Below are 25302 nucleotides of genomic sequence, written 5' to 3'. Positions count from 1 at the left end.
GTCGGCAAATATTCTACAAGTGCACTGGCTGTAAGGTCTCATACAGGGGCAATAGCAGGAAGATATGAGATTTACAGGGCTGCCTTTAAAAAGGCAGGTATCATTGAGGCTTCAGGATACAATGAACTTTTGGATGCATGTAAGGTCTTTTCCATGTCTGCGTCGCCTGTCTGCCGTGATGCAGGCACAGGCAGGCAGCCGCGACAGGCAGGAATGCAAGAGCCAGCAAAAGGAAATAAAGTCTTTATACTTACAGACGGAGGCGGTGTTGGCGTTAGTTTAACTGACTTGTGCATAGAGATGGGGCTTGATGCTGCACCTCTTCCAGAAGATGCAAAAACACAACTTTCTAAAAAACTCCCTTCATTTTGCAGCATAGCAAACCCAATTGATTTAACAGGAAGCGTTACTGACAATGAGTATAAGGCTGCGCTTGAAGAAGCCCTTAAACACTATGACATTGCCATTATTGCAGCACTCTGGGGACCACCGGGTCTTACAGATAACCTTGTCTATTATATAAAAGAGGTTTCGGAAAGATTTAAAAAGCCTGTTATCATTTGCAGCCCTGGAGGCAGATATACACAGGAAAAGAAGAGATTGTTTGAGTCAAACGGACTGCCTGTGTTTTCTACACCTGAAGATGCGGTGAGGGCAGCAGTGCTGTTATATAGAGCATCATAACTTCGCATACCCGTCTGCCGCCCGGCCTGTGCCGTTGGCACGGCAGACAGGTGCTGGCACAGGCAGGTGCGGATTTATTTATGACGCTGTGCATAACAAAGTAAAAACCTGTGGCAAAAGATAATACTTATAAAATCATAAGAGGTGCATTAAAAGAGGGCAGAAAATCCCTTTTAGAGCATGAGGCAAAGGAATTTTTAAATGCATGGGGTATTCCTGTGCCTAAAAATGTAATTGCCCCTGATGCGGAACTAGCAGTGGCTGGTGCAAATAAAATCGGTTACCCTGTTGCGATAAAGGTTGTTTCAAAAGATATACTTCATAAAACAGAGGCAGGCGGGGTGAGGTTAGGGCTTAAAAATGAACATGAGGTTAAAGATGTATTTAATGAAATGATGTTTGAGATATCAGACCATTATCCGTCTGCAAAGATTGAAGGTTTTCTGATAGAGCGGATGGCAGACAAAGGCGTTGAGGTTATTGTTGGCGGAATAAGAGACCCACACTTTGGTCCTGCTGTGATGTTCGGCATCGGCGGGATTATGGTTGAACTAATAAAGGATGTGTCTTTTAGGCTAATGCCTGTTACAAAGGGAGAATGTCTTGAGATGATAAAGGAGATAAAAGCATATCCACTGATCACAGGATACAGGGGCAGCAAGCCTGTTAATACTGATGCCATTATAGACTGTTTAATAAAGGTTGGAAAGATTATGGATGAAACAGATGAGATAAAAGAGATAGAGATAAATCCGCTTATTGCTACTTCTCAAGGAGTAATCGCAGTTGATGTAAGGATTATATTGACATGAATAAGACCCACGGCGGAAATATATGGAAGGTTTCAGGGGAAACAGGCATTCCTGTTAAAGACATCATTGACTTTAGTTCCAGTATAAATCCGCTTGGTATGTCAAAAAAGGCAGTATCAGTATTAAAAGAGATTTATAATCTTTTTCCAGCATATCCTGAACAGGACGCCTTAACTGTAAGAGAGGAACTATCCCGATTCCACTCTATACCTGCAGAAAATATTCTGGCAGGAAATGGCTCCACTGAATTCATATACCTTATACCGCAGGTCTTTAAACCAAAAAGGGCTCTCTTAGTAGAGCCTGCATTCAGTGAATATAAAAACTCTCTCCTGATTTATGGATGCAATGTGGATGAATTCAGGGTGTCAAAAGAGAATGATTTTATACTGGATATTCCTAAACTCTGCATGATGTTGAAAGGTAAATATGATATTCTATATATCTGCAATCCTGCTAATCCATCAGGCTCTCTATTAAGTAAATATGACATTTTAAAGATAGCCAATGAATGCCGTATATACGGCACACTTCTGATAGTTGATGAGGCATTCATAGATTTTGTTGAGGAGGAATCTGTAAAAAAGGAGGCGGCAGAATTTGATAATCTTATAGTCCTTCGTTCAATGACAAAGTTTTTTGCAATGGCTGGACTTCGGTTTGGTTATTTTATATCTTCAGAAGAGATTGTAAAAAGGACTGCCTCTTTTCAGCAGCCGTGGTCTGTTAACACAGCGGCTGGAGTATGCGCTGTTGAAGGTCTTAAAGATAAAGAGTATATTTTAGACACAAAGAGATGGTTTGAGTCAGAGCATAGATTTTTGTTTGATGGACTTGGTTCAATATATGGTTTAAGATTGTATCCATCCAATGCAAATTATTTTTTGGTAGAAATATCCGCAGAAGGCATTACATCAAAGATGATTTGCGAACTGCTTTTAAAACACGGAATTACAGTAAGGGATTGTTCATCTTTTGGATTAGGCGACGGGTTTTTAAGGATAGCAGTGAAAAACAGAACAGACAATAACCTGCTTCTTGAAAGACTGAATGAAATATTTAGTTTCAGTTTACAGTCTTGACAACAGAAGTAAAAGATTATATTTTTATACCCAGCAAATTCTACAGGGTAAACGCGGCAGTTTTGAGGGAAACTTGGAAGATAGTAATAAAAAAACATTTTCCCAGAGATATTTTGTAACAAAGGAAATTCAGATAACCATCGCGATCCTTGTTGTTGTTGCACTGCTCAGCGGAATATTTTTGCAGTTGATATCGAAGGGTCTCAGCACATACATGAGAATTGAATCGCCGTTTTTGGGAATATTTCTCACAATCGGATATATATCTATCATTGTATTTCTTGCTGTAGTCTTTTCTTATAGATTGGTGGGTCCGTTTAAAAGACTTGAATATGAAATGAAGTTGATTGCAAAAGGGGACTTGGATAGGAGATTAAGTATCAGGGCAAATGATGACCTTCATGTGAAAGAATTTACAGGATATATGAATGAGATGATAAATAATTTTGAAGAGATGTCAACGGATTATAATAAGGTAAATGCTGTTATTGACAAAGGATTGGATGAACTTATGGAAATAATTGCATCTGATAAGAACGACTCATCAGAGATAAAAGATAAGATAATATCCCTTCAAACAAGTATCCATGAATTTAGGGAAAAATGGTAAGATTTTTTTTAAATATAACAGAAAATGAAAAAGAAAAGTTTATTTGTTGTTATTATTGTCAGTATAATCAGCACCATTTTTTACAGTTATTTAAAAAATGAAGATACACAAGCAGCATCTCATAATTTAAAAGATTATCTTGAAACAGAGGCATATAAGATTATAGATGGAGATACCATTGAGATTAAAAACCACAGCCGCGTAAGATATATTGGCATTGATACACCTGAAATTGGACAGGCATTTTATGAAGAGGCAAAAGATAGAAACAGGAAACTTGTAGAAGGCAAGAAAATAAAACTTGTTATATGTAAATCTGAGCCAAGGGATAAGTATGGAAGGATATTGGCATGGGTTTATACAGGGGGCAGCCTTGTAAACGCAGTTCTGGTTAAAGAAGGGTATGCCAGAGTTTTTATTATATCTCCATGCGGAATAGAAAAAAAGGAGGAATTTGAAAGGTATGAAAGAGAAGCCATAAAAGGCAAGATAGGGATATGGTCAGTTGATAAAAAATTTGCAAAAGACAGCAAGGTAATATCAGCAATTGATGCAAGCAAATATATTGGCAAAGTAATCAGTGTTAAGGGGAGGGTAGTTGGCATCTTTAATACTGATAAAGCAACTTTCTTAAATTTTGGGAATGACTATAAAAAGGATTTTACTGTAGTTATATTTCGTAAGGATAAGGTCAAATTTAACAGAAATGGCATAACATCTTTTGATTTATACAAAAATAAGGAGATTGTGGTAACAGGAAAGATACAGGAATATAATGGCCCTGAGATTATAGTAGATAACCCTTCACAGATAGAGGTTATCAAAAGGAGATAAAGATGCACATAGCGTATCTGATTTTAACATTAGTAATACTCTTTCTTATTGTAATGTTGTTAGGAAAGGTGGTTAAAAGGCTTCCTGCAAATATTGTCAAGACAGTAAACTGGACAAGTTTTTTCTTTGCTGCTGTCAGCGGTCTTTTATTATATCTAAAAGCAACTATTATACCGTATAATATTTTAATACCTATATTTGCATTATCTCTGATAGTATATTTTATCTTTTATGATTACAATTACAAAGGAGTTAAGGAATGAAGGTCATATACACTGTATATATTCTTTTCTTGTTGTCTGTGCCAAATGCATTTGCTGGCAATGAACATATCATGGCAATTGGTCCATTTGGAGGTATTATCACATCAGTAGTTGAGGATAATCACGGGAACATCTTCATTGGAACAGAGGGCGGCGGGGTCTATAAAAGCATTGACAATGGCAATACATGGTTATCTACAAGTTCAGGACTTGTAAATCCATTTGTCTCTATTTCTCCGCATGATGGTTCAATCTTTGCTGGCACTAAAGCAGGGGTATTTAGAAGTGTTAATAATGGTAAAAATTGGGTAAAAGAATCAGGACCTTCTGCAGGAATGTTAATACCATTTATAATAATTAACCGGGATGGTGTGACATATGCCTCTATATGGGGAAGCGGTGTTTGTGAGAAGAACGGCAGGGATTGGGAACTCTTAAATCAGGAGTTGCAAAACACATTTGTAAATGGCATTGCTTTTAAAAAGAATGGTGATGTCATTGCTGCAACAGAAGGCGGTCTTTATAAGATAGAGCGGGGAGGACAGAGGTGGAGGTTTGTTGGTCTTATAGAATATCTACTGCCTACTATAGTTATTGATAAAAATGACCATATATATGCGTCTGCGTGGGGCAGTGGAATACTTAGGAGTATAGACGGCGGCAAAGAATGGGAACATCTTAGCAAGGGGGGTGTAAATTCGTATACACGGCACCTGACTACCTCACCTGATAAGAATGTGATATATGCTGCAACTGAAGATGGTGTATTTGAATTTATTTCAGAGACTAAAGAATGGAAACAGAGAGGGCTGACAGGGGTAATACTAAAAAATGTGACGGTAACCAGAGATAAAAGATTGTGGGCAGGTAGTTATGGTAAGGGTTTGTTTTTTAGCCGTGATAATGGCATAACATGGCAGAAAAAGAATATTGGAATAACCAATACGCAAATCAAATCAATCTTTATTGATGATAAAAATACAATATTATCAGGCACTTCATGGGGACTCTTTATAAAGAATATCAATGAATTTGAATGGAAAGAGATAGATATATTTTCCGGGAAGTCAGTTAATGCAGTAGTCAAAGACTCTAATGGCAATACATATGCAGGAACCACAAGCGGCGTTTTCAAATATGATGTGACTACAAAAAAATGGGATAGGGTTCAAGGGGCTGCGGCTTTTTTAAATATAACCACTATTTCAATTGATGATGCCGATACCTTGTATGCAGGAACTGATAGCGATGGTCTTTTTGTAAGTAAAGATAGAGGTGAATCATGGAAAGAACTAGATAATGGCATTACAAATAAGAGGATTACTGCGGTAAAATTTGATTCAAAAGGGATACTGTATGTTGGAACATATGATGGGGTGTTTAAGGGCTTTAAGGATATAAAAAATAGTCAATGGGTTTTTGAGAATATAACAAGTAACATTAAGAATACTATTATTCTGTCTATTACAATAGACAATGACAATATATATATTGGCACAGACGGCAGTGGTGTCTATGTAAAAAAAGACAGTAGTAAATCATGGGTGGATGTCAGTAAGGGTTTATTGAATAAGAGGATATTGTCTTTACATGAGGATGTGAATGGCAATATATACGCAGGCACATACGATGGATTATTTTTTTTAAAGCAAGGCAGTTTTGAATGGAAAGATGTAAGCGAAGGCATGGTAAATCGCATTATACAAACTATATCAACAGATAGAGATGGTAATCTACTGGTTGGAACATGGGGTGGAGGGATTTTAAAGGCAGAGTGACACGAAGTCTAAAGTTTAATATTATGTAAAGTAATACCTTTGCATTACTTTACATAATATATCTTATGCGACATGCAATAGTGTCCAAGTAGTTTCGTCTGTCAGTAAAACCTGATACCTGATTTATGCTGACCATATCTCTTTTAATACATATATTATCTTCCATGCTCTGGATTGGCGGCATGATATTTTTTGTAATTGTTATTGCACCATTTTTAAAGACAATCAATGACCCTGGTGAAAGATCTAATATATATCAGATGGTTGGCAAAAGATTCAGATTCTGGGGCTGGATTGCCATTATATCTCTTTTGGTTACAGGGTATTCAAATATCTTTTTAATGGGCATTTCTTTAGAAACTCTCTTAAGTAAAGAATTTTATAGCAGTGCATTCGGCAGAACACTAATAATTAAACTCTCGCTTGTTACATACATTGTTATTTCCAGTCTTTTCCATGATTTTGTATTTGGTCCAAAAGCCCGACATAATGCATTGGCAGGGACTATTGCACGATACATTGGCAGGACAAACCTAGTTGTAGCAATATTTATAGTATTTTCTGCTGTTGCCTTGAGACTCGGTGGTTTTTAAGTAGAGGCTTCCTATATGGATGTAACAATAAACAATACAATCCTTTCCATTATCAGAGACGATATAACAAATGAATCTGTAGATGCAATAGTAAATGCAGCAAATTCAAGGCTTGCTGGCGGAGGCGGTGTTGACGGTGCAATCCATAGGGCAGGTGGTCCAAAGATTATGGAGGAATGCAAGAAGATTGGAGGTTGTCCAACAGGGAGTGCTGTTCTGACTACAGGCGGAAATCTGAAGGCAAAATATGTAATACATGCTGTTGGACCAATGTATAAAGATGGTAATCATAGTGAGTGTAAACTCCTCGCTAGTGCATATAAAAAATCTCTTGAAATTGCTAAAGAAACGGGGTTAAATAGCATTGCATTTCCATCAATATCTACCGGCGTTTACGGTTATCCGATAGAAGATGCATCAGAGATTGCATTAAAGACCATCATAGATTTTATAAGGGCAAATAGGGGATTAAAGATAGTGAGATGTGTCCTCTTTTCAGACAAGGATTTGGAAATATATAAAGAAAAACTTGAAGGTTTAAAAAGATGTATAAGCTAAAAATCCAAGTCCCCTCCCCTATTAACCCTCCCTTTCGTCGTTCAATATGCCTTTATAAAGGAATGATACAGAGATGAAAGATATCGCTGTAATTATACTTGCTGCAGGCATGGGTAAAAGGATGAGGTCTGCTATCCCAAAGGTTCTCCACCTGATTGCTGGTATGCCAATGGCACTCTATCCGATTGAGGTTGCAAAATCCGTTGGTGTAAAAAAAATTATTGTCGTTGTTGGACATGAAGGAGAAAAGGTAATAGCAACTCTAAACTCTCAACTCTCAATTCTCAAATATGTTACACAAGAACCACAACTTGGCACAGGCCATGCTGTTATGTGTGCAGAGAGCGTCTTAAAGGGTTTTAAAGGAGACATCTTGATACTGTCAGGTGATGTGCCTCTTATTACAAAAGAAACCATAAAAGACCTCTTGAGGAACCACAAAAAATCAAATGCAGTTTTATCCTTTATCTCCACAACTATTCCTATTCCGACAGGTTATGGCAGGGTTTGCAGGGATAAAGATGATTCGGTTATAAAGATTGTAGAAGATAAAGATGCTGATAATGAAGAAAGAAAGAACAGGGAAATCAATACAGGCATCTACTGTGTATCAAAAGAATTCCTGTTTTCAAATCTCAAAAAGATTAAAAATAAAAATAGGCAGGGTGAATATTATCTCCCTGATTTGATAGAGATGGCTGTCCGACAGGGCAGAAAGGTATCAACTCTCGTTCACACCTCACCAGAAGAGGTACTGGGTATAAATAACAGGATTGAACTGGCAGAGGCAAATGAAGAGATGAGGGAAAGGCTCAATAATGAGTTCATGCTTTCAGGCGTTACACTCATTGACCCTGAGGCAGCATATATTCACAAGACCGTAAAGATTGGAATGGACACAGTTATATATCCCTGTGTTTTTTTGGAGGGCAGCACACAAATAGGCAAAAATTGCATTATTGAACATGGCTGCAAAATAGTAAATTCAAGGATTGGCGATAATTCAAGGATAAAAAATTTTTCAGTTATTGAAAATTCAGTAATAGGCAAAGATGTTTCAATAGGCCCATTTGCAAGGCTCAGACCTGAAACTATTGTAGAAGATAATGCGAAGATTGGAAATTTTGTTGAGGTAAAAAAAACAAGGCTCGGCAAAGGTTCAAAGGCAAACCACCTGTCATATCTTGGCGATGCAATAATCGGAAAAGATGTAAACATCGGCGCTGGCACAATTACCTGCAACTACGACGGCATAAAAAAACATCAGACCATAATTGAAGACAACGCATTCATCGGAAGCGATACGCAACTTGTTGCGCCTGTTAAGGTCGGCAGGAATGCCTATGTCGGTTCAGGCTCTACAATTACAAAGGATGTGCCGAAAGATGCGCTTGCGTTATCAAGGGTTCAGCAGAGAAATATTAAAGGATGGGTTAAAAAGAAAGGACTGGAAAAAAAGAGTGAGTAGCAATAGACTACTGGATATACTCATTGGAGAATTATGGCAAAAGCAGCATACAGAACAGATGATAAATAAAGACAAAATAATATGAGCCAAACCATCATTTCATTATTGAATAAAACCAAAATTGATTACTCATGGTCTTTTTCCGATAAGACACGGAAAGACACGGCATATATCACGCACGGCTATCATCGATACCCTGCAAAGTTTATTCCTCAAATTGTTTCTCGTTTGGCAGAAAAATACACAAGCAAGGGCGATTTAATCGTTGACCCTTTTGGCGGTTGCGGAACAACACTCGTTGAGTCAAAAGTAATGGGACGGCTATCAATTGGCGTTGATATAAATCCTGTCGCCGTGCTCATCACAAAAGCAAAAATCACTCCCATTGATCCAAAGAAAGTTGAAAGGGTATTTACCGCACTGAAAGGAAAATTAGATACTTACAACAAAGACACAAAAGTGAAAGCCCCTGAACATGAAAGGATTGATTACTGGTTCAAACCTGAAGAAAAAAGAAAACTTGCTTTTATCTTTACCGAGATTTTAAAACTAAGAGACCGAGATATTAGAGACTTCTTTTATTGCGGTTTTTCCAATATTCTCAAAAATTGTTCTATTTGGCTGCAAAAAAGCAATAAGCCGACAAGAGACCTAATCAAAAAGCCGTCTGACCCAATACAGACATTTTTCAAACAAGTAAAAATGATGATGAGAGGCAATGCTCGATTTTATGAATTGTCAAAACAGAGAAATCATCTTGAAGTGCCGAGCCAAGTTTATTGCACAGATGCTCGAACAATTCCAGTTAAAGATAACGCTGTTAGTTTGGTCGTTACTTCGCCGCCATATGTTACCTCTTATGAATATGCTGATTTACACCAATTAACCGCTTTGTGGATGGAATACACAAAAGATTTAAGCGATTTTCGCAAAAGATTTATTGGCACTTCTTACCACAACAAAAAAGATTTAGTTTTAAATAGCGTGCTGGCTGAAAAAATAAGAAATGAATTGCTGGGAAAAGACAAAAAGACCGCAGAAGAAGTTTCAACCTATTTTAGCGAAATGAACCAAGTTTTTGCTGAAATGAAAAGAATGCTGAAAAAAGGCGGTAAAACCTGTATTGTTATCGGCAATACCAGTTTAAAGGGTGTTGAAATATTAAACGCAGAAGTTTTTGCAGAGCAATTACAAAATCTAGGTTTAAAAATTCTCAACATTATCAAAAGAGAAATACCGTCAAAAAACTTGCCATCTGTGAGAGACGAAAAAACTGGCAGGTTTGCGAGGATAACGGATAAGAATAAAACCTATGCTTATCCTACCGAATACATTTTAGTAATGGAAAAATAAAATTATGACAATAAAAGACATTATTGACATTTACGAAAAATACAAAAAATCTTACGGAGATAATGCCTATAAGTATATTTCTAAAATATTAAGAGAAGCAAAGGATATGCACTATAAGGATTTTTTGAAAAATCCTACGCCCAAAAAAGACCACGAGCAATCATGGAAAGGGTTTAAGGGCAATGCTTTAGAAAAGTTGATTGACCATATTCTTAAAGAGAAAGTGGCAGGATTAAATTTGCGACTAGTAGCTGGTAAAAAATTTGAACGGACATATCCTAAAAATTTATCTATAGAGTTACAAAAAGTTAAGAAAAACCTGTCTGTTGATTTTGGAAAATTTGGTTTTCATATTCCTGATGTTGATTTAGTAATTTATAACCCTGAAGATACAAAAGTTGTCGCTGTTTTATCCAGCAAATCAACATTACGAGAAAGAATCGCACAATCTGGGTATTGGAACTTCAAAATAAAAAATTATCCTCTAACCAAGCACATCAAAGTATTTTTTGTAAGTCCAGATGAAGATGGCAATTTTAGTGAAAATAAAAACATGAATAAAAGTAGAGCGATAGTAGAAGTAGATTTGGATGGGGCTTATATCATGACGGAGGAAGTGGTGAAAGAAAGCGAAAAAATAAAAACTTTCGATAAATTCATTGACGATCTTAAAAAATTACTCAAATAAATATGACAAAATCACAAATAAAATTAGCGTGGAAAAAAGTTATTAAAGAAACTCACAAGATTTCCGATTGGCAAATATATAAAAGAAACTCAAAGCAATATCAGAAAATAGTTGCGTTAAGAGAGCTTCTTTTATTTTGTCAAGTTCTTTTAACTAAAATTGAGTCGGGCGAAAACAGTTCAATAAATAATTTGATTTTTACTAAAACCATGAGTTTTTATTGTGAGCAAATAAAGAACTATGTCTAATGATTTAATTATTGAATCAACAACGCTTTGGGATTTTCCAAGACAAAACTATGGCGATAAACCCCACGGAAATAATAAATACAACGGTGTTACACCCGCGTTTGTTATTTGGAATTTACTCCAGAGATATACAAAAGAGGGCGATTTAGTTGTTGACCCTATGTGCGGGAGTGGAACAACAATTGATGTGGCAAAAGAATTGAACAGAGAAGTTATCGGCTATGATTTGAATATAGTTAGACCTGATGTAATTAAAAACGACTCTCGTAAAATCCCGCTCAAAGACGACAGTGTTGATTTTGTCTTTATAGATTCGCCTTACTCTGACAATATTAAGTATTCAGATGAGAAGCAGTGTATCGGAAAAATTTCTTGCGAGAAAATAGAGTTTTATGACGAATTGGAAAAAGTCGCTTCCGAAATTGCGCGAATTTTGAAACCAGACAAGGCGATGGGCTGGGTCATTGCCGACCAATGGATAAAAAAGAAATTTACACCGACTGGATTTTTACTTTATCAACGACTTGAAAAATATTTTGAGCCAATTGATATTATTTGTTTAACGAGAAAAAATCAAACTTCAAATACTCCTTTGTGGCACAATAGAGCAAGGCGGTTCAATTTTTATTTGAGAGGATTTAAGTATTTGTTTATAATGAGAAAACTAAAGTAAAATCATTCTGTTGCAATCTTGAACTTGCTGAAAGGAGTAGTTTTTTCACGGCAAAGTAAAAAGTTTCAGATGCAAGGCGGTTGTAGTTTAGCGGATTTATCTGCGTCTTAAATGCGCCCAATAAATTGGGCAACTACAAAGTATGTTGAGCGAAGAAGCCGCAGCGACGACACAGGGGTCACCCATGCAAAGCATGGGTTGGGGTGTTTTTCAGCGTGAACTAATCATATTTTATGTGTGGAATAATAGGCTATATAGGAAACAAAGACGCAAGCAGCATCCTTATTGACGGACTGCGAAGACTGGAATACCGAGGCTATGACTCAAGCGGCATTGCAGTCATTGACAATGATAAGGTAGAGGCGCGTCGGAGCGCCGGCAAACTCATAAACCTTGAAAACAGATTAAATGAAATGCCTGTCCAAGGAAATGTCGGAATAGGGCATACGCGGTGGGCGACTCACGGAAGACCTTCAGAGGAAAATGCCCATCCGCATATAGAGGGCGGCGTTGCTGTTGTTCATAACGGCATTATTGAAAACTATTTAAGTTTAAAGGAATCCTTAACAAAACAAGGGGCAAGATTTAAGTCAGAAACAGATACGGAGATTTTAGCACATCTCATATCCCGCAAAATCAAAGATGGAAACAATCTTGAACATGCAGTAAGAGAATCTCTTAAAATAGTAAAAGGTTCGTATGCCATTGCTGTGATAAGTAAAGATGAGCCTGATAAGATTATTGGAGCAAGAAAGGAATGTCCACTTGTTGTTGGATTTGGCAAGGGTGAAAACTTTATTGCATCTGATATTACAGCAATCCTGAATAAAACCAGAAGTGTGGCATTTCTTGAAGATGGCGAGATGGCTATTATGTCAAAAGATAAGGTTGTTATCAAAACACTGGATGGCAGCGAGATAGAGAAGACACCGAGGGCAATAGACTGGAGCCCTGTAATGGCTGAAAAGGGCGGCTACCGCCACTTTATGTTAAAAGAGATATTTGAACAGCCAAGGGCAATAACAGATACATTCAGAACAAGGGTCTCTGAAGAAATAGGCAGTGTAATCTTTGACGATTTTAAGATAGCAGAGCATATAGATAAAATTGAAAGGGCTTATATTGTAGCATGCGGCACATCATGGCATGCTGCACTTGTGGGGAAATTCCTGTTTGAGGAACTTTGCAGGATAAGGACAGAGGTTGATATTGGTTCAGAATTCCGCTACCGCGACCCTATTGTTGATAACAGGACATTGATTATAGGCATATCCCAGTCAGGAGAGACAGCAGATACCATTGCAGCAATCCGTGAGGCAAAGAAAAAAGGCGCAAAGATTATATCCATATGCAATGTCATAGAGAGCAGCATTGCAAGGGAATCTGACAGCATAATATACACGCATGCAGGTCCTGAGATTGGCGTTGCGTCAACAAAGGCATTCACAACACAGCTGACTGCACTCTATCTTCTGTCAATATACATGGGACGGAAAGTTGGCAGGATTACACAGGATAAGGCAAAAGACTTACTGCACGAACTCATAACACTTCCGCATAAAATAGAAAAGATACTGACACTTAATGGGGAGATTGAATCAATTGCAAAGAGGTATTTTAACTTCAGAGATTTCTTATACCTTGGCAGAGGCATAAATTATCCTGTTGCCCTTGAAGGTGCATTAAAATTAAAGGAGATTTCATATATCCACGCAGAGGGTTATCCGGCAGGCGAGATGAAACACGGGCCAATCGCGCTTATAGATGAAGATATGCCTGTTGTCGTCCTTGCACCGGAGGATAAAACCTATTCAAAAATCATTAGTAACATGGAAGAGGTAAAGGCAAGGGGAGGCAGAATTATTGCTATTGTAAATGAAGGTGATAAAGAGGCAGCGGAAACGTCTGATGAGGTAATATCAATACCTAACACAACTCATTTTTTAATGCCCATACTCATGACTATCCCCCTGCAGCTTCTTGCATACCATATTGCTGTGCTGAAAGGCACTGATGTTGACCAGCCGAGAAATCTTGCCAAGAGTGTAACTGTAGAATAAGAAATCAGCAGCATACCTGATTTCTGCCGTTCTTCTTTGCCCTGTATAAATATGCATCTGCCTTTTTTATAAGTTCAAGAGGCGTTTTTTCATCATCAGGAAATACGGCAACACCGCAAGATAGTGTAACCTTCTTGTTAAATGAAACATCACTGACCTCTCGCAAAAGTCTTTTTGCAAATGCAGCCGCTCCTTTTTTATCCATCTCTGGCAAAATAACACAGAACTCTTCACCGCCAAATCTTCCAACTATATCAGTAACCCTGACTGTATTCATGAAAACCTTTGCCAGTCCTTTGAGCACATTATTCCCTTCAAGGTGCCCGAATTCATCATTATACTTTTTAAAGTGGTCTATATCTATCATAACTATTGAAAGACGATGTTTATGCCTTGATGCCCTTTGAAACTCCTTATACATCTGCTCCATAAGATAACGATGGTTGTAAAGTTTTGTAAGTCCGTCAGTTATACTTAAGGTCTTCATTTCCTCTATAGACTTCACCCTTTCTACAGTCAGGGCAGCATATACAGTAAGGAGTGAAAAGAGAGAAACATCCTCTGTTCTGAACTGCCTCTTTTTAAAATCATTCACATATAAGAGCCCTATAATTCTCCCCTCCACAGCCAAGGTGGATGCCATGAATGCCCTCACACCCTCTTTAATAAGATATTGATTAGGTTCAGGATAGTCCCTCATATCAGTTACTACAAGCGGAGAGTTCTGGTTTAGTATGTGTCCGATTAAACCACCCTTCGGCATCTCCCATCTGTCTATCTTTTGAAATGACTCACTGAAACCCTTTGTGGCTGCCACGATTAGTTCCTCACTCTTTTCGTTAAAAAGGATAACAGAGCCGGCAGGTGTAGAGGTCAATTTTGTTGCATAATCAATGATAGCAAGGCAGGCATCCTTTATGCTGCCGATATTTTCTATAACAAGCCCAAGATGGTATAGTGCCTCATGCTCCTTTAAAACCCTTTCCCTGTCCTTTATCCTTTTTCTTCTTTCCTCTGCGAAATGACACAAGAGTTTTGATGAAAGATTGTCAAGCAATTCTACTGTGGGTGGTTTTGCACCCTTTATCTTTTCACTCACCTCTTTTGAATCAGTAAGGTTTATGATTACATCAGCCCCATTTTCAATAATAGCCTTAACATCTATTGACACCGGTATATTCATATCTCTGGCAAGTTTAAAACTACTGGAAAAAGGATCCATATCTGTTATGCCTGCAATTTCTATATACGGATCTTCCGTGAATAGTTTTAATAAATCGTTTTCGCTATTTTCATGACAGACTATGCCTACCTTTATTTTCTGAGGAGGTGGGTCATCAGTACCCTGTGCTTTAATCGGGGGCAGTAATCCCTGGCTGATAGCCTGACTAACAGCCTGCGTCCGATTGGTCACATCAAGTTTTTGCATGATATTTTTAAGATGATATTTAATGGTCCATTTTGTTAGCCCAATTATTTTACCTATCTCTTCGTTCGTCTTACCTTCCTGCATCCATTTCAGGATATTTCGCTCAACAGCGGAAATCAATGAATCAACCTTTAGCCTTTTCTTTACCTTTGTTATTGTCATAGATAGCCCTTTACTCCATTAGAAATTTTGGTTTACTTCTTCTAATAGCGTAAAAGATAACATTTGTCTACTGCCCACTTGGATAATGGGCATAGTCATCTCCTTTTTTAATATAATAGCCTTTTGCTTTAATACAGGCATTTTTTAATATGGTCTGGATATTCGTCATCATTGATTCATCAAATAAAATAGAAATGTCACAATGCAAGGCTATCTTTTTGGGGGTTGGCATAAGTTTGAAAGGTATTTCATGCCTCTTTAATATCTTTTCTGCCTTCAAGACCGTATTCATAGAACCAAATATAACAAGACAAGTTTTATTATTTACAGAGATTTAAGTCCCCTCCACTCATTAGTCCGTATGGACGACCGTATCTTTTTGTGCAACTGTTATAACCCCTGCCATGAGACCCCTCATCAAATCATCCCTTGTCCCTTTAAAATCCTGAATATACCTTGCTGATACAGGCACCCTTTGATATGAGATGTTCATCTTGAGGGGATTTATAAAGGTTCCTGATTTTCTCACCTCATAGTGCAGATGCGGACCGGTTGACAGCCCTGTTGAACCAACATATCCAATAACCTGTCCCTGTTTTACAACTCCACCTGTTTTAATGCCTTTTGCAAAACTATTGAGATGACCATACATAGTTTTATATGTGTTATTGTGTTTTATAACAATAACCTTGCCATACCCTGACTTCCATCCAATGAATTCAATCCTGCCACCTCCTGTTGTAACAATAGGGGTTCCCATTGGTGCGGAATAGTCTATACCGTGATGAGGACGATATGTTCGCTGTATTGGGTGGAACCGGCTGCGGCTGAAATAGGAAGATATTCGCCTGAAATTAAGGGGAGATTTTAGAAACTGCCTTGAGAGTGCGTTGCCATTCAAATCATAATAACCATCTTTGCCATCTTTAGACTTAAAATATATTGCATGGTATAGTTTTCCATTATTTTCAAACTGCGCAGCAAGTATTCTTCCATTCTTGACGAATCTGTCCTCAAGGTATCTCTTTTCATAAAGCACCTTGAATGTATCGCCCTCTCTTACCTCGCTTGTAAAATCAATCTCCCATGCAAATATATCTGAAAGGTTCATTATAACATCAGGGTCAACCCCTGATGAAACAGCATCTTCATATAATGAATTTTTTATCGTCCCCTTTGCAGATGCAAATATCGTTTTGTATTCTATCGGCTCTTTTCTGGCAATAAATTTATCTTCTTTTTTTTCAATTATGATATAATTAAGGCCATCTATGGGCAGTTTGAGTCCCCTGAATTCATTGCCCTCTAAGAAAAATTTTATATCTGCATCTGTCTTTATAGTTTTCAAATCATAAATATTTTTACTGCTGGATATGACTTCATTTATTTTATATGGTGAAACATCAAAAGATGACAGAAGGGTAAATATTGTATCATTTTTTTTTATTTTTAGTGTAGCAGTGTGAATGGGAGGGGGTATTGTCTCACTTTTCTCAGGCGGAGGTGATAAGATTGTTTCAGTTCTTGATGAGATGACAGGGACTGTTGCAAACAGCACAACAAAATAAGATATAAATATTAAACCAAATATAATTATAGCAAGTCTTTTAATGCCTGAAGGATGATACACTGTATCTCCTCCTCACAAATTATTTTCATAATTGACATATTAAACCTTTTTGCTATTCTATGTATCCAAAATGCTGCAAAATACCGAACCCATACTAATAGAATTTATTAAAACTGTCAAGGCTATTCACTTGTATCCTGAAGGGCATCCAAATCTGGATACAATCTTAAACAAAGCCTTTTCAGAGATGAAGGCGCTCATCTTGAAATCTGACGACCATATAATATGGAAGATAGATACAAAGGGGTTTTACGAAGGCAATATGCCTATTGGCAGTGCTTGCAAAGGCATTGATGGTATTGGAAGGGAATTTTTCACAAGACGAATAAACGAGATAAGATTAACTATGGATTTGACCTTGCCAGAATTGAAAAACTTTTTACACATTATAAAAATGCACCCGGAACATATCATGAGACTTGGCGGCATTGAAAGGGTTTTGTATGAGGCAGGGATAAAAGGGATATGGGTTAATGAAATTCCTTATGAAAAACTGGCGGACAGATTGACAGAACTTGGAGATAGAAAAAAGAATTTACCAAGTTTGGAGAAAGAATATCCTGACGAGGTCCACGATATCCACCGTATAAAAGATGCTCATGAAGTTGTGGCAGAATCTTTAGAAAACAATTCCGAAGAAAAGGAAAAAGGGATTTTGGAACTGCTGCTAGAACTTGACAAAGAATACATGACCCCTGAATATCTGCATCTTCTAGACAGGATTCTTGTAATGGCAAAATTTCTTTTAACAGAGAAGGGACAGCAGGAAGATATATTTTCTGTAATCATGGTCTTTGCAGAACATGCCTTTTTTAAGACAGATAGAAATGATGAACAAAGAACCGCTGCAAAAAATGGCATAAAAGAACTTGTAACCCCTGAAACAATTAAGTATCTCATCTCAAGATTCTGCAAAAAGGACGAAGGTAAAAAAGATGTTATTAGAGAGGTATTTTTAAACACCAGCAGGGAATGTGCAAGTCATCTTATAAATACACTTATAGAGGCAGATGATATACATATCAGAAAAGGTATCTTTAACATCCTTGTCATGCTTGGTGAAGATGCAAGGATAGAGGCAGAATCATTATTGCATGATGGCAGATGGTTTATTGTAAGGCAGATGGTCTCACTTGTCGGACATATAGGCTGCCATGGATCCCTTGAGAAATTAAAACCACTTCTTAAGCATCATGATATGAGGGTTAAAAAAGAGGTTTTGAGCGCCATTGCAAAAATCCCATTAAAAGAATCTTTAGATATACTTATTCAGATGCTGCAGACAAAAGAAAAAGATATAATTTTGCATACCATATTGCTTTTGAGTTCATTGAAAGACCGCTCATCTGTTCCCTTTCTGATGGCACTGGCGCTGCAAAAGGGCATACTGCATGATAATACAGATATCAGGAAAGAGGCTTTAAAGGCTGTTATTAATATCGGCGATAAGACAGCATGGGCAGGGCTTATAGATATTCTCAAATCAAAGGCATTTTTTAGAAAGGACAAACATGAAGAATTGAGGATGCTTGCCCTAGAAGCCGTTGCCAGAATAGGCGGTAAAGAGGCAATCCATGCAATAGAAGCGGTGTTAAAAAATGCAAAAAACCATTTAAAAGAAAAATGTGAACAAATACTTAAAGAAATAAGATAAGGACATATATGGAAAGCATATTGATTGAATTCATTCTGAAAAACTTGAATAGTGCATTAAAGGGCAGAAGATTATATCCACCCGGACACCCCGGCATCATACAGCCTATTGATAAGGTGTACCAAGCCCTCTCAGACATCGTAAAAAACGAGCAAAGGGTTTACATCGGCAAGATAAAGGATGTGATTGTTTTTAATGGCATCCCATTTATTGATTCCATTAAGTTTCTTGGAGAAATCCTGATTCAGATGGATAGGATAAAGGTAGAAGGCATAATCTTTGAAAGAGGTTTCTCTAAAGATGAGTTCCAGAACTTTTTTGCAATACTATCAAATAGCGAAGAAATAACTGTCTCTGAACTTAAGACGATTGTTTCATCATACAGGATAGAAAGGATAGTATTTAAGTCATTGCCAGCAGAAAAAAGAAATCCCCTTGAGGTATACAATGACGCAGTCGGTGTTATAAAAAAGATATTTACACAGGTTCAGTCAGATACGATACCAATGATGTCTAAGGTTTCAGATATAATGGAAGAGATTGCATGCCATGTAATTGAAGACCGCAATGCTATGATAGGCCTCACCATGATTAAAAGTTACGATGACTATTTGTTTAATCACTCTGTTAATGTCGGCATACTATCTGTTGCCCTTGGTAAGGCGATAGGTTACGCAGGCGAAAAACTCCACTCTATTGGTATGGGAGGGATTCTCCATGATATTGGCAAGACAAATATTGATGAGGATATAATTAAAAAACCCGGCGGACTTTCCGTAAAGGAATGGGAAGCGATTAAACTTCACCCTATGCTAGGCTCAAGGATACTGTCCCAGATGGAAGGTATAGACAAGGCTATACCTCAGATAGCATTTGAGCACCACATGCGGTATGACCGCACAGGTTATCCTGCAGTAAAAACAAGACTTGAATCAACAAGCATGATAATTGCCATCATAGATACATACGATGCACTTACAACTGTAAGGGTATATAAAAAGGCATGCTCGCCTGCTGCATCACTTGAGGTTATGCAGAATCTATCAGGCACGCATTTTGACCCTCGTATATTAAAGATTTTTACAGATATGCTCGGAGTCTATCCTGTAGGAACATTGGTGAGACTATCTACAAATGAAGTTGGTATAGTTATAAGGGTTGAGCCGCAGAATACTTACAAACCTGTTATCAAATTATTATTTGACAGAGATGGCATGAAGATTGGATACCCTCATGTCATTGACTTTTCTGCATCAGATAGACAAGGAAATCATCTCAGGATTATCTCGTCAGTAGACCCAAGTATAGTAGATATCAATGTTGGAAGTTTTATGGCAAAAGAGGTTAAACCTCCAAATCCCCAAGTGCATTAACTGCAATCCTTTTTAAAACAGGGTCTCCTGACAGCGTAAATCTGATTAATGTTTCCTCTGCCTTTGCACTGCCTATCTTGCCCAGTGCCTCTATTGACTTTTCAACGACACTATGGTCTTCCGACTGCGTCATTAATATAATGAAATCAGTAAGACGCGGGTCTTTAAGATTGCCCGCCACCTCTACTGCAACACTTTTTACAACAGGACTAGGGTCATTTAAAAACTCAATAATAGAAGATAGTATCTTATTATCTCCAATCTCGCCAAGAACCCTTATTGCAGATGCCCTTACATCTTCTATAGGGTCATTTGCTGCCTTCAAGAGTATGGATAGTACCCTGCTGCCCCTTAATCTTCCAAGTGCAAAGATTGCATTAAGTTTTTGGGTAAGGCTGCCTGATTCAATATAGTTTTCAAAGATATTGATATTCTCTTTAATTTCAATCTTTTCTATTGAATTGGATGCGCATTTTCTGATGGACTCATCAGGGTCATTTAATAATTTTATAAAGATGTCCTTTTTTTTATTCATACCTTATACCTATCAAATTTGTTTAGACCGTGCAAGGCTTTTGTTTTCTTGCAGAACCCACTATTTTCTGTTATGTTAAAATCCGTTTTATCAGGAGGGAAATTTATGGTGCTTCAGCAGTATCTTGACTTTGAGAAGCCGATTGTTGAACTTGAAAGAAAGGTAGAGGAACTTAAGCAGTTTTCAGATACGAATCTGGCAGATGAGATACAGGGGCTTGAAAAAAAGATAGAAAAACTTACTGCCAGTATATTTTCAAAACTTTCGCCATGGCAGATAGCTCAACTTGCCCGACATCCCTGCCGTCCCTATACACTGGATTATATCTCCAATATATTCACCGACTTTACAGAACTGCATGGGGACAGAAACTTCAGGGATGACCCTGCAATAGTCGGAGGTCTGGCAGTGCTGGATGGTGAAACAGTTATGGTTATAGGTCATCAAAAAGGCAAGACAACAAAGGAAAAGATTTTAAGGAACTTTGGCATGCCTGGTCCCGAGGGTTACAGAAAAGCACTCAGACTTATGAGCATGTCAGAGAGGTTCAATAAACCTATTATTGCATTCATTGATACACCCGGGGCATTTCCAGGTATAGGTGCTGAAGAAAGGGGTCAGGCAGAGGCAATAGCAAAGAATTTATTAGTAATGTCACGGTTAAAGGTGCCTATAATTGTGGTTGTGATTGGTGAAGGTGGAAGCGGCGGCGCGCTTGCAATAGGTGTCGGTGATATAACTATTATGCTTGAATATGCCACATATTCTGTTATATCTCCTGAAGGGTGTGCAGCTATCTTATGGAAGGATGGAACAAAGGCAGAGGTTGCAGCAAACACAATGAAACTGACTTCAAAAGACCTTCTGGAACTTAAGGTGATAGATGAAATTGTAAAGGAACCGCAGGGCGGCGCACACAGGGATGCAGAATCTATGGCAAAGAGATTAAAGAATATAATAAAAAGGAATCTTGCAGAACTTAAAACCTTATCAAAAGAGACGAGATATGAAAAAAGGTATAACAAATTCAGAAATATGGGGGTGTTTTTAGAATAGGCTAAAGGCGAGAGGCAAATGGCAAAAGGGAAAAACCATTAGCCATTAGCCATTAGCCATTAGCCATTAGCCTTTTATGAACAAAGACATAATACAACAGCACGGTCTTACAGACGATGAGTATCAGAGGATTTTGAAGGTTCTTGATAGGGAGCCAAATCTGCTGGAACTTGGTATATTCTCTGTCATGTGGAGTGAACACTGCTCTTATAAATCATCAAAGGTGCATCTTAAAAATTTTCCAATAACAGGCAGATATGTGCTTCAGGGCCCTGGTGAGAATGCAGGTATTGTAGACATCGGCGATGGTCTGGCACTGGCATTTAAGATGGAGTCTCACAATCACCCATCATACATTGAACCATATCAGGGCGCTGCAACAGGTGTTGGAGGGATATTAAGGGATATCTTTACAATGGGTGCAAGACCAATAGCCATTCTGAATTCTTTAAGATTTGGTTCATTAGAACATCCAAAGACAAGGCACCTCATAGATGGTGTTGTAGCAGGCATTGCAGGATATGGCAATTGTGTCGGTGTGCCAACTGTTGGCGGAGAGATATACTTTCATGAATCATACAATGGAAATTGTCTTGTAAATGCCATGACAGTCGGCATAATGAAAAATGATAGGATTTTTAAAGGTGTAGCAAAGGGTATTGGAAACCCTGTTATGTATGTGGGTTCTAAGACAGGCAGAGACGGCATACATGGTGCAACAATGGCATCGGATGTATTTGGAGAAGGCGGCGAAGAAAGAAGGCCAACAGTTCAGGTAGGAGACCCATTCACAGAGAAACTTCTTCTGGAGGCATGTCTTGAGATATTTGAGACAGACTATATTGTTGGTATTCAGGACATGGGTGCTGCTGGACTCACATCATCATCAGTTGAAATGGCTTCAAGGGGAGGGACAGGGATTAAGATAGATACATGCCTTGTTCCGAGAAGGGAATACGGTATGACATCCTATGAGGTTATGCTTTCTGAATCTCAGGAGAGGATGCTCATGGTTGTCCGCAGCGGCACTGAGGAAAAGGTTAAAGAGATCTTCCATAAATGGGATCTGGACGCTGCTGTAATCGGCAGGGTTACTAATGATGGTTTGGTAAGGGTAAAGGAAGGGGATAAAACTGTTGCAGAGATACCTGTAAAATACTTAACAGACGATGCACCTGTATATAAAAGACCTGTTAAAAGACCTGTATGGCAGGCAGATATCCAGAATCTTGATTTGAACAGCATCCCCCTCCCCTCTGACTATAATGAGGTCTTGCTTACACTTTTGTCATCACCAAATATAGCAAGCAGGAGATGGGTTTATACTCAATATGACCATATGGTCAGGACTGATACTGTTGTCCTTCCCGGTTCAGATGCTGCTGTTATAAGGATTAAAGGCAGTAAAAAAGGCATTGCAGTAACCACTGACTGCAATTCAAGATACTGTTTTTTAGAGCCGTGGACAGGCGGTGCTATCGCTGTTGCAGAGGCAGCAAGAAACCTTGTGTGTTCGGGTGCAAAACCAATAGCAATTACAGATTGTCTGAATTTTGGAAACCCTGAAAAACCTGAAATCATGTGGCAGTTTGAACAGGCAGTATTGGGAATGAGGGATGCCTGCCTAAAACTTGAAATCCCTGTCATAAGCGGAAATGTAAGTCTTTATAATGAAACATCAGGAAATTCTATATATCCTACACCAACTGTAGGAATGGTTGGTTTACTGGAGGATATAACCCTTCATGTAACACAATGGTTTAAAGATGAAGCGGATGTTATTGTTTTAATTGGTGAAACAATGGAAGAACTTGGAGGGAGCGAATATCTAAAGGTTATACATAATATGGATAAAGGGAAAACCCCTGAAATCAATCTTGATATGGAAAAAAATATTCAGGATGCATGCTTACAGGCAATAAATAGCGGTATAATCAAATCAGCCCATGACTTGTCAGAGGGAGGGTTGGCAGTAGCCCTAGCAGAATGCTGCATCTCTTCTCCGGCAAATGGCCATATAGGTGCAATAGTTAATTTTAAATCTACACTCCAAACTCCGAACTCTGAACTCCGAACTGACTCTTTATTATTTGGCGAAACCCAGTCAAGGATTATCGTAACCCTTGAAGAAAAAAATCTGAAAGAATTCATGGAAATTGCAGACAGGCATAAAGCATCTGTCTCAAAATAAATGATAAGATTGATATTTCAGTTAATAAATTAAGGATGGCATGGCAGGGTTCTTTGGAAAAATTACTTAAAGGATAAACCGATGTTTGATAAATATAAAGATGAATGCGGTGTATTCGGTATTTATAACTATCCAGAGGCTTCCAACCTGACATATCTTGGTTTGTATGCCTTGCAGCACAGGGGACAGGAAAGTGCAGGGATTGTCTCATCTGACAGCAAAAAACTATATTCTCACAAGGCAATGGGGCTTGCAGCAGATATATTCAAAGAGGATGTTTTAAAAAAACTTCCGGGTAGTTCTGCTATAGGTCATGTCCGATATTCTACAACAGGGGAAAGCCATATTAAGAATGCCCAGCCTTTTGTTGTTGACTATTCAAGAGGCAGTATTGCGGTTGCACATAACGGTAATATTGTAAATGCAGCTATGCTGCGGGCTGAACTTGAGGCATATGGTTCAATATTTCAGTCAAGCATAGATACTGAGATAATAATACATCTTCTGGCAACATCCAAAAACAACTCACTTATAGATAGACTTATAGATGCCTTGAAGATGATAAGGGGTTCATATTCATTTGTCTTCCTCACAGAGACAAGGATGGTTGCTGCAAGGGACCCGAATGGTTTCAGACCGCTGGTATTAGGAAAACTTAAAGATTCATGGGTAATAGCATCTGAAACATGCGCCTTTGATCTTATAGAGGCAGATTTTGTAAGAGAGATTGAACCGGGTGAGATTATCTTGATTGATAAAAATGGCATCCAATCATTCAAGCCTTTTGATAAGACACGGTTTACACCATGTATATTTGAATTTATATATTTTGCAAGGCCTGACAGCAGTATATTTGGTGCAAATGTCTATGCAGTTAGAAAAAATCTTGGCAGACAACTGGCAGCGGAGCATCCCATAGATGCTGATATTGTAATACCTGTTCCAGACTCAGGGGTGCCTGCTGCAATAGGATTTGCAGAAAAATCAGGAATACCATTTGAAATGGGGCTTATAAGAAATCACTATATCGGAAGGACATTTATAGAGCCAAAGGACTCTATTCGTCATTTTGGCGTAAAGATAAAACTTAATGCAGTAAAAGAGGTGCTTACTGGCAAAAGGGTAGTGGTAATAGATGATTCTATTGTCAGGGGAACAACTAGCAGAAAGATTGTCAAGATGATAAGGGGTGCGGGTGCGAAAGAGGTTCACATGAGGATAAGCTCTCCACCAACTATATGCCCCTGTTTTTATGGAATAGATACTCCGACCCGTCAGGAACTTATTGCCTCATCCCATAGTGCTGCTGAGATAAATACCTATATTACATCTGACACACTTGGCTACTTGAGTATTGAAGGACTTTACAAGGCTGTATCAGGCGCAGGCAGTAGTTTCTGTGATGCATGTTTTACAGGAAAATACCCTGTGGGATTTTCTGCTGAAAGAGAAGAACCTCAGATGATGTTATTTAAATAGCAGGCAGATTTGTAACTATAAAAATGGGGGATAAAAATCATCATGACAAATCAGTATAAACCGTTCCTCCTTAAAATCATAAAAGAAAA

23 protein-coding genes and 1 pseudogene (1 of these 24 cut by a window edge) are annotated in these 25302 nt (G+C 38.1%); 20 read left to right on the top strand and 4 right to left on the bottom strand.

What is annotated here, in order from left to right; all coding sequences use genetic code 11:
• The 14 genes from HZC45_03540 to glmS all read left to right on the top strand — a co-directional run.
• The coding region (locus tag HZC45_03540) for an acetate--CoA ligase family protein (GenBank protein ID MBI5682231.1) at positions 1-684 on the top strand (684 nt) is incomplete at its 5' end.
• Positions 685-794: 110 nt separating this feature from the next.
• A complete protein-coding gene (locus tag HZC45_03535) occupies positions 795-1496 on the top strand; it encodes an acetate--CoA ligase family protein (protein ID MBI5682230.1) in 702 nt (233 codons plus the stop codon).
• Positions 1493-2578 (top strand): threonine-phosphate decarboxylase, encoded by a 1086-nt coding sequence (locus HZC45_03530; GenBank protein MBI5682229.1) that lies wholly within the window; start codon positions 1493-1495, stop codon positions 2576-2578. Before HZC45_03535 ends, HZC45_03530 begins: the two co-directional genes overlap by 4 nt.
• A 73-nt stretch (positions 2579-2651) precedes the next feature.
• The gene (locus tag HZC45_03525) at positions 2652-3188 is read left to right on the top strand and encodes a methyl-accepting chemotaxis protein (protein MBI5682228.1); all 537 of its coding nucleotides are present in this window, start codon (positions 2652-2654) and stop codon (positions 3186-3188) included.
• A 24-nt stretch (positions 3189-3212) separates the two neighbouring features.
• A complete protein-coding gene (locus HZC45_03520; protein ID MBI5682227.1) occupies positions 3213-4022 on the top strand; it encodes a thermonuclease family protein in 810 nt (269 codons plus the stop codon).
• Between the two features lie 2 nt (positions 4023-4024).
• Positions 4025-4285 (top strand): hypothetical protein, encoded by a 261-nt coding sequence (locus HZC45_03515; GenBank protein ID MBI5682226.1) that lies wholly within the window; start codon positions 4025-4027, stop codon positions 4283-4285.
• Entirely contained in the window at positions 4282-6063 is a 1782-nt protein-coding gene (locus HZC45_03510; GenBank protein ID MBI5682225.1) for a hypothetical protein, read from the top strand. The genes HZC45_03515 and HZC45_03510 overlap by 4 nt, the downstream gene beginning before the upstream one ends.
• A 125-nt stretch (positions 6064-6188) precedes the next feature.
• Positions 6189-6656, top strand: a complete 468-nt coding sequence (locus tag HZC45_03505; GenBank protein ID MBI5682224.1) for a DUF4149 domain-containing protein — start codon at positions 6189-6191, stop codon at positions 6654-6656.
• 15 nt (positions 6657-6671) lie between these two features.
• Entirely contained in the window at positions 6672-7214 is a 543-nt protein-coding gene (locus HZC45_03500) for an O-acetyl-ADP-ribose deacetylase (GenBank protein ID MBI5682223.1), read from the top strand.
• A gap of 73 nt (positions 7215-7287) precedes the next feature.
• Positions 7288-8682, top strand: coding sequence for a bifunctional UDP-N-acetylglucosamine diphosphorylase/glucosamine-1-phosphate N-acetyltransferase GlmU (gene glmU / locus HZC45_03495; GenBank protein ID MBI5682222.1), 1395 nt, complete (start codon positions 7288-7290; stop codon positions 8680-8682).
• Positions 8683-8763: 81 nt separating this feature from the next.
• On the top strand, positions 8764-10035 hold the full coding sequence (locus tag HZC45_03490) for a hypothetical protein (protein ID MBI5682221.1): 1272 nt from the start codon (positions 8764-8766) through the stop codon (positions 10033-10035).
• 4 nt (positions 10036-10039) lie between these two features.
• On the top strand, positions 10040-10723 hold the full coding sequence (locus tag HZC45_03485; protein MBI5682220.1) for a DNA modification methylase: 684 nt from the start codon (positions 10040-10042) through the stop codon (positions 10721-10723).
• A gap of 240 nt (positions 10724-10963) precedes the next feature.
• On the top strand, positions 10964-11644 hold the full coding sequence (locus tag HZC45_03480) for a methyltransferase domain-containing protein (protein ID MBI5682219.1): 681 nt from the start codon (positions 10964-10966) through the stop codon (positions 11642-11644).
• A 233-nt stretch (positions 11645-11877) separates the two neighbouring features.
• Positions 11878-13704 (top strand): glutamine--fructose-6-phosphate transaminase (isomerizing), encoded by a 1827-nt coding sequence (gene glmS / locus HZC45_03475; GenBank protein ID MBI5682218.1) that lies wholly within the window; start codon positions 11878-11880, stop codon positions 13702-13704.
• 4 nt (positions 13705-13708) lie between these two features.
• On the opposite strand, the gene HZC45_03470 is transcribed toward glmS, so the two are convergent.
• The 3 genes from HZC45_03470 to HZC45_03460 form a co-directional block, all read right to left on the bottom strand.
• Complete coding sequence (locus HZC45_03470) at positions 13709-15295, bottom strand: diguanylate cyclase (protein MBI5682217.1); 1587 nt, start codon at positions 15293-15295, stop codon at positions 13709-13711.
• 67 nt (positions 15296-15362) lie between these two features.
• Positions 15363-15587: a DUF3343 domain-containing protein gene (locus tag HZC45_03465; protein ID MBI5682216.1), complete on the bottom strand. Its 225-nt coding sequence runs from the start codon at positions 15585-15587 to the stop codon at positions 15363-15365.
• A gap of 60 nt (positions 15588-15647) precedes the next feature.
• Positions 15648-16925 (bottom strand): M23 family metallopeptidase, encoded by a 1278-nt coding sequence (locus tag HZC45_03460; protein ID MBI5682215.1) that lies wholly within the window; start codon positions 16923-16925, stop codon positions 15648-15650.
• A gap of 70 nt (positions 16926-16995) precedes the next feature.
• Here HZC45_03460 and HZC45_03455 point away from each other — a divergent pair, with 70 nt between their 5' ends.
• A complete protein-coding gene (locus HZC45_03455) occupies positions 16996-18579 on the top strand; it encodes a HEAT repeat domain-containing protein (GenBank protein MBI5682214.1) in 1584 nt (527 codons plus the stop codon).
• Between the two features lie 8 nt (positions 18580-18587).
• Positions 18588-19952: an HD-GYP domain-containing protein gene (locus HZC45_03450; protein MBI5682213.1), complete on the top strand. Its 1365-nt coding sequence runs from the start codon at positions 18588-18590 to the stop codon at positions 19950-19952.
• Here the strand turns inward: HZC45_03450 and HZC45_03445 are convergent.
• Positions 19924-20487, bottom strand: coding sequence for a HEAT repeat domain-containing protein (locus tag HZC45_03445; GenBank protein ID MBI5682212.1), 564 nt, complete (start codon positions 20485-20487; stop codon positions 19924-19926). The genes HZC45_03450 and HZC45_03445 overlap by 29 nt on opposite strands.
• A gap of 105 nt (positions 20488-20592) precedes the next feature.
• On the opposite strand from HZC45_03445, the gene HZC45_03440 reads away from it, so the two are divergent.
• The 4 genes and pseudogenes from HZC45_03440 to pyrE all read left to right on the top strand — a co-directional run.
• Complete coding sequence (locus HZC45_03440; GenBank protein ID MBI5682211.1) at positions 20593-21543, top strand: acetyl-CoA carboxylase carboxyltransferase subunit alpha; 951 nt, start codon at positions 20593-20595, stop codon at positions 21541-21543.
• 76 nt (positions 21544-21619) lie between these two features.
• On the top strand, positions 21620-23734 hold the full coding sequence (gene purL / locus HZC45_03435; GenBank protein MBI5682210.1) for a phosphoribosylformylglycinamidine synthase subunit PurL: 2115 nt from the start codon (positions 21620-21622) through the stop codon (positions 23732-23734).
• Positions 23735-23815: 81 nt separating this feature from the next.
• Positions 23816-25213 carry an amidophosphoribosyltransferase gene (locus HZC45_03430; protein MBI5682209.1) on the top strand — a complete coding sequence of 466 codons (1398 nt, stop codon included), beginning with the start codon at positions 23816-23818 and terminating at the stop codon, positions 25211-25213.
• 42 nt (positions 25214-25255) lie between these two features.
• Positions 25256-25302: pseudogene (gene pyrE, locus HZC45_03425) on the top strand (orotate phosphoribosyltransferase) (it continues 532 nt past the right edge of the window).

It is taken from the genome of Deltaproteobacteria bacterium (genome assembly GCA_016223005.1).
In the GTDB taxonomy this organism is placed as follows: domain Bacteria; phylum Desulfobacterota; class GWC2-55-46; order UBA9637; family GWC2-42-11; genus JACRPW01.
This window is presented reverse-complemented; position numbering and strand designations above follow the sequence as displayed.

Coding starts and splice junctions, on each gene's coding strand:
- purL (MBI5682210.1), top strand. CDS start 21,620: ATGAACAAAGACATAATACAACAGCACGGTCTTACAGACGATGAGTAT.
- HZC45_03445 (MBI5682212.1), bottom strand. CDS start 20,487: ATGAATAAAAAAAAGGACATCTTTATAAAATTATTAAATGACCCTGAT.
- glmU (MBI5682222.1), top strand. CDS start 7,288: ATGAAAGATATCGCTGTAATTATACTTGCTGCAGGCATGGGTAAAAGG.
- HZC45_03440 (MBI5682211.1), top strand. CDS start 20,593: ATGGTGCTTCAGCAGTATCTTGACTTTGAGAAGCCGATTGTTGAACTT.
- HZC45_03480 (MBI5682219.1), top strand. CDS start 10,964: ATGTCTAATGATTTAATTATTGAATCAACAACGCTTTGGGATTTTCCA.
- HZC45_03490 (MBI5682221.1), top strand. CDS start 8,764: ATGAGCCAAACCATCATTTCATTATTGAATAAAACCAAAATTGATTAC.
- HZC45_03455 (MBI5682214.1), top strand. CDS start 16,996: ATGCTGCAAAATACCGAACCCATACTAATAGAATTTATTAAAACTGTC.
- HZC45_03520 (MBI5682227.1), top strand. CDS start 3,213: ATGAAAAAGAAAAGTTTATTTGTTGTTATTATTGTCAGTATAATCAGC.
- HZC45_03450 (MBI5682213.1), top strand. CDS start 18,588: ATGGAAAGCATATTGATTGAATTCATTCTGAAAAACTTGAATAGTGCA.
- glmS (MBI5682218.1), top strand. CDS start 11,878: ATGTGTGGAATAATAGGCTATATAGGAAACAAAGACGCAAGCAGCATC.
- HZC45_03470 (MBI5682217.1), bottom strand. CDS start 15,295: ATGACAATAACAAAGGTAAAGAAAAGGCTAAAGGTTGATTCATTGATT.
- HZC45_03500 (MBI5682223.1), top strand. CDS start 6,672: ATGGATGTAACAATAAACAATACAATCCTTTCCATTATCAGAGACGAT.
- HZC45_03485 (MBI5682220.1), top strand. CDS start 10,040: ATGACAATAAAAGACATTATTGACATTTACGAAAAATACAAAAAATCT.
- HZC45_03515 (MBI5682226.1), top strand. CDS start 4,025: ATGCACATAGCGTATCTGATTTTAACATTAGTAATACTCTTTCTTATT.
- HZC45_03430 (MBI5682209.1), top strand. CDS start 23,816: ATGTTTGATAAATATAAAGATGAATGCGGTGTATTCGGTATTTATAAC.
- HZC45_03530 (MBI5682229.1), top strand. CDS start 1,493: ATGAATAAGACCCACGGCGGAAATATATGGAAGGTTTCAGGGGAAACA.
- HZC45_03510 (MBI5682225.1), top strand. CDS start 4,282: ATGAAGGTCATATACACTGTATATATTCTTTTCTTGTTGTCTGTGCCA.
- HZC45_03505 (MBI5682224.1), top strand. CDS start 6,189: ATGCTGACCATATCTCTTTTAATACATATATTATCTTCCATGCTCTGG.
- HZC45_03465 (MBI5682216.1), bottom strand. CDS start 15,587: ATGAATACGGTCTTGAAGGCAGAAAAGATATTAAAGAGGCATGAAATA.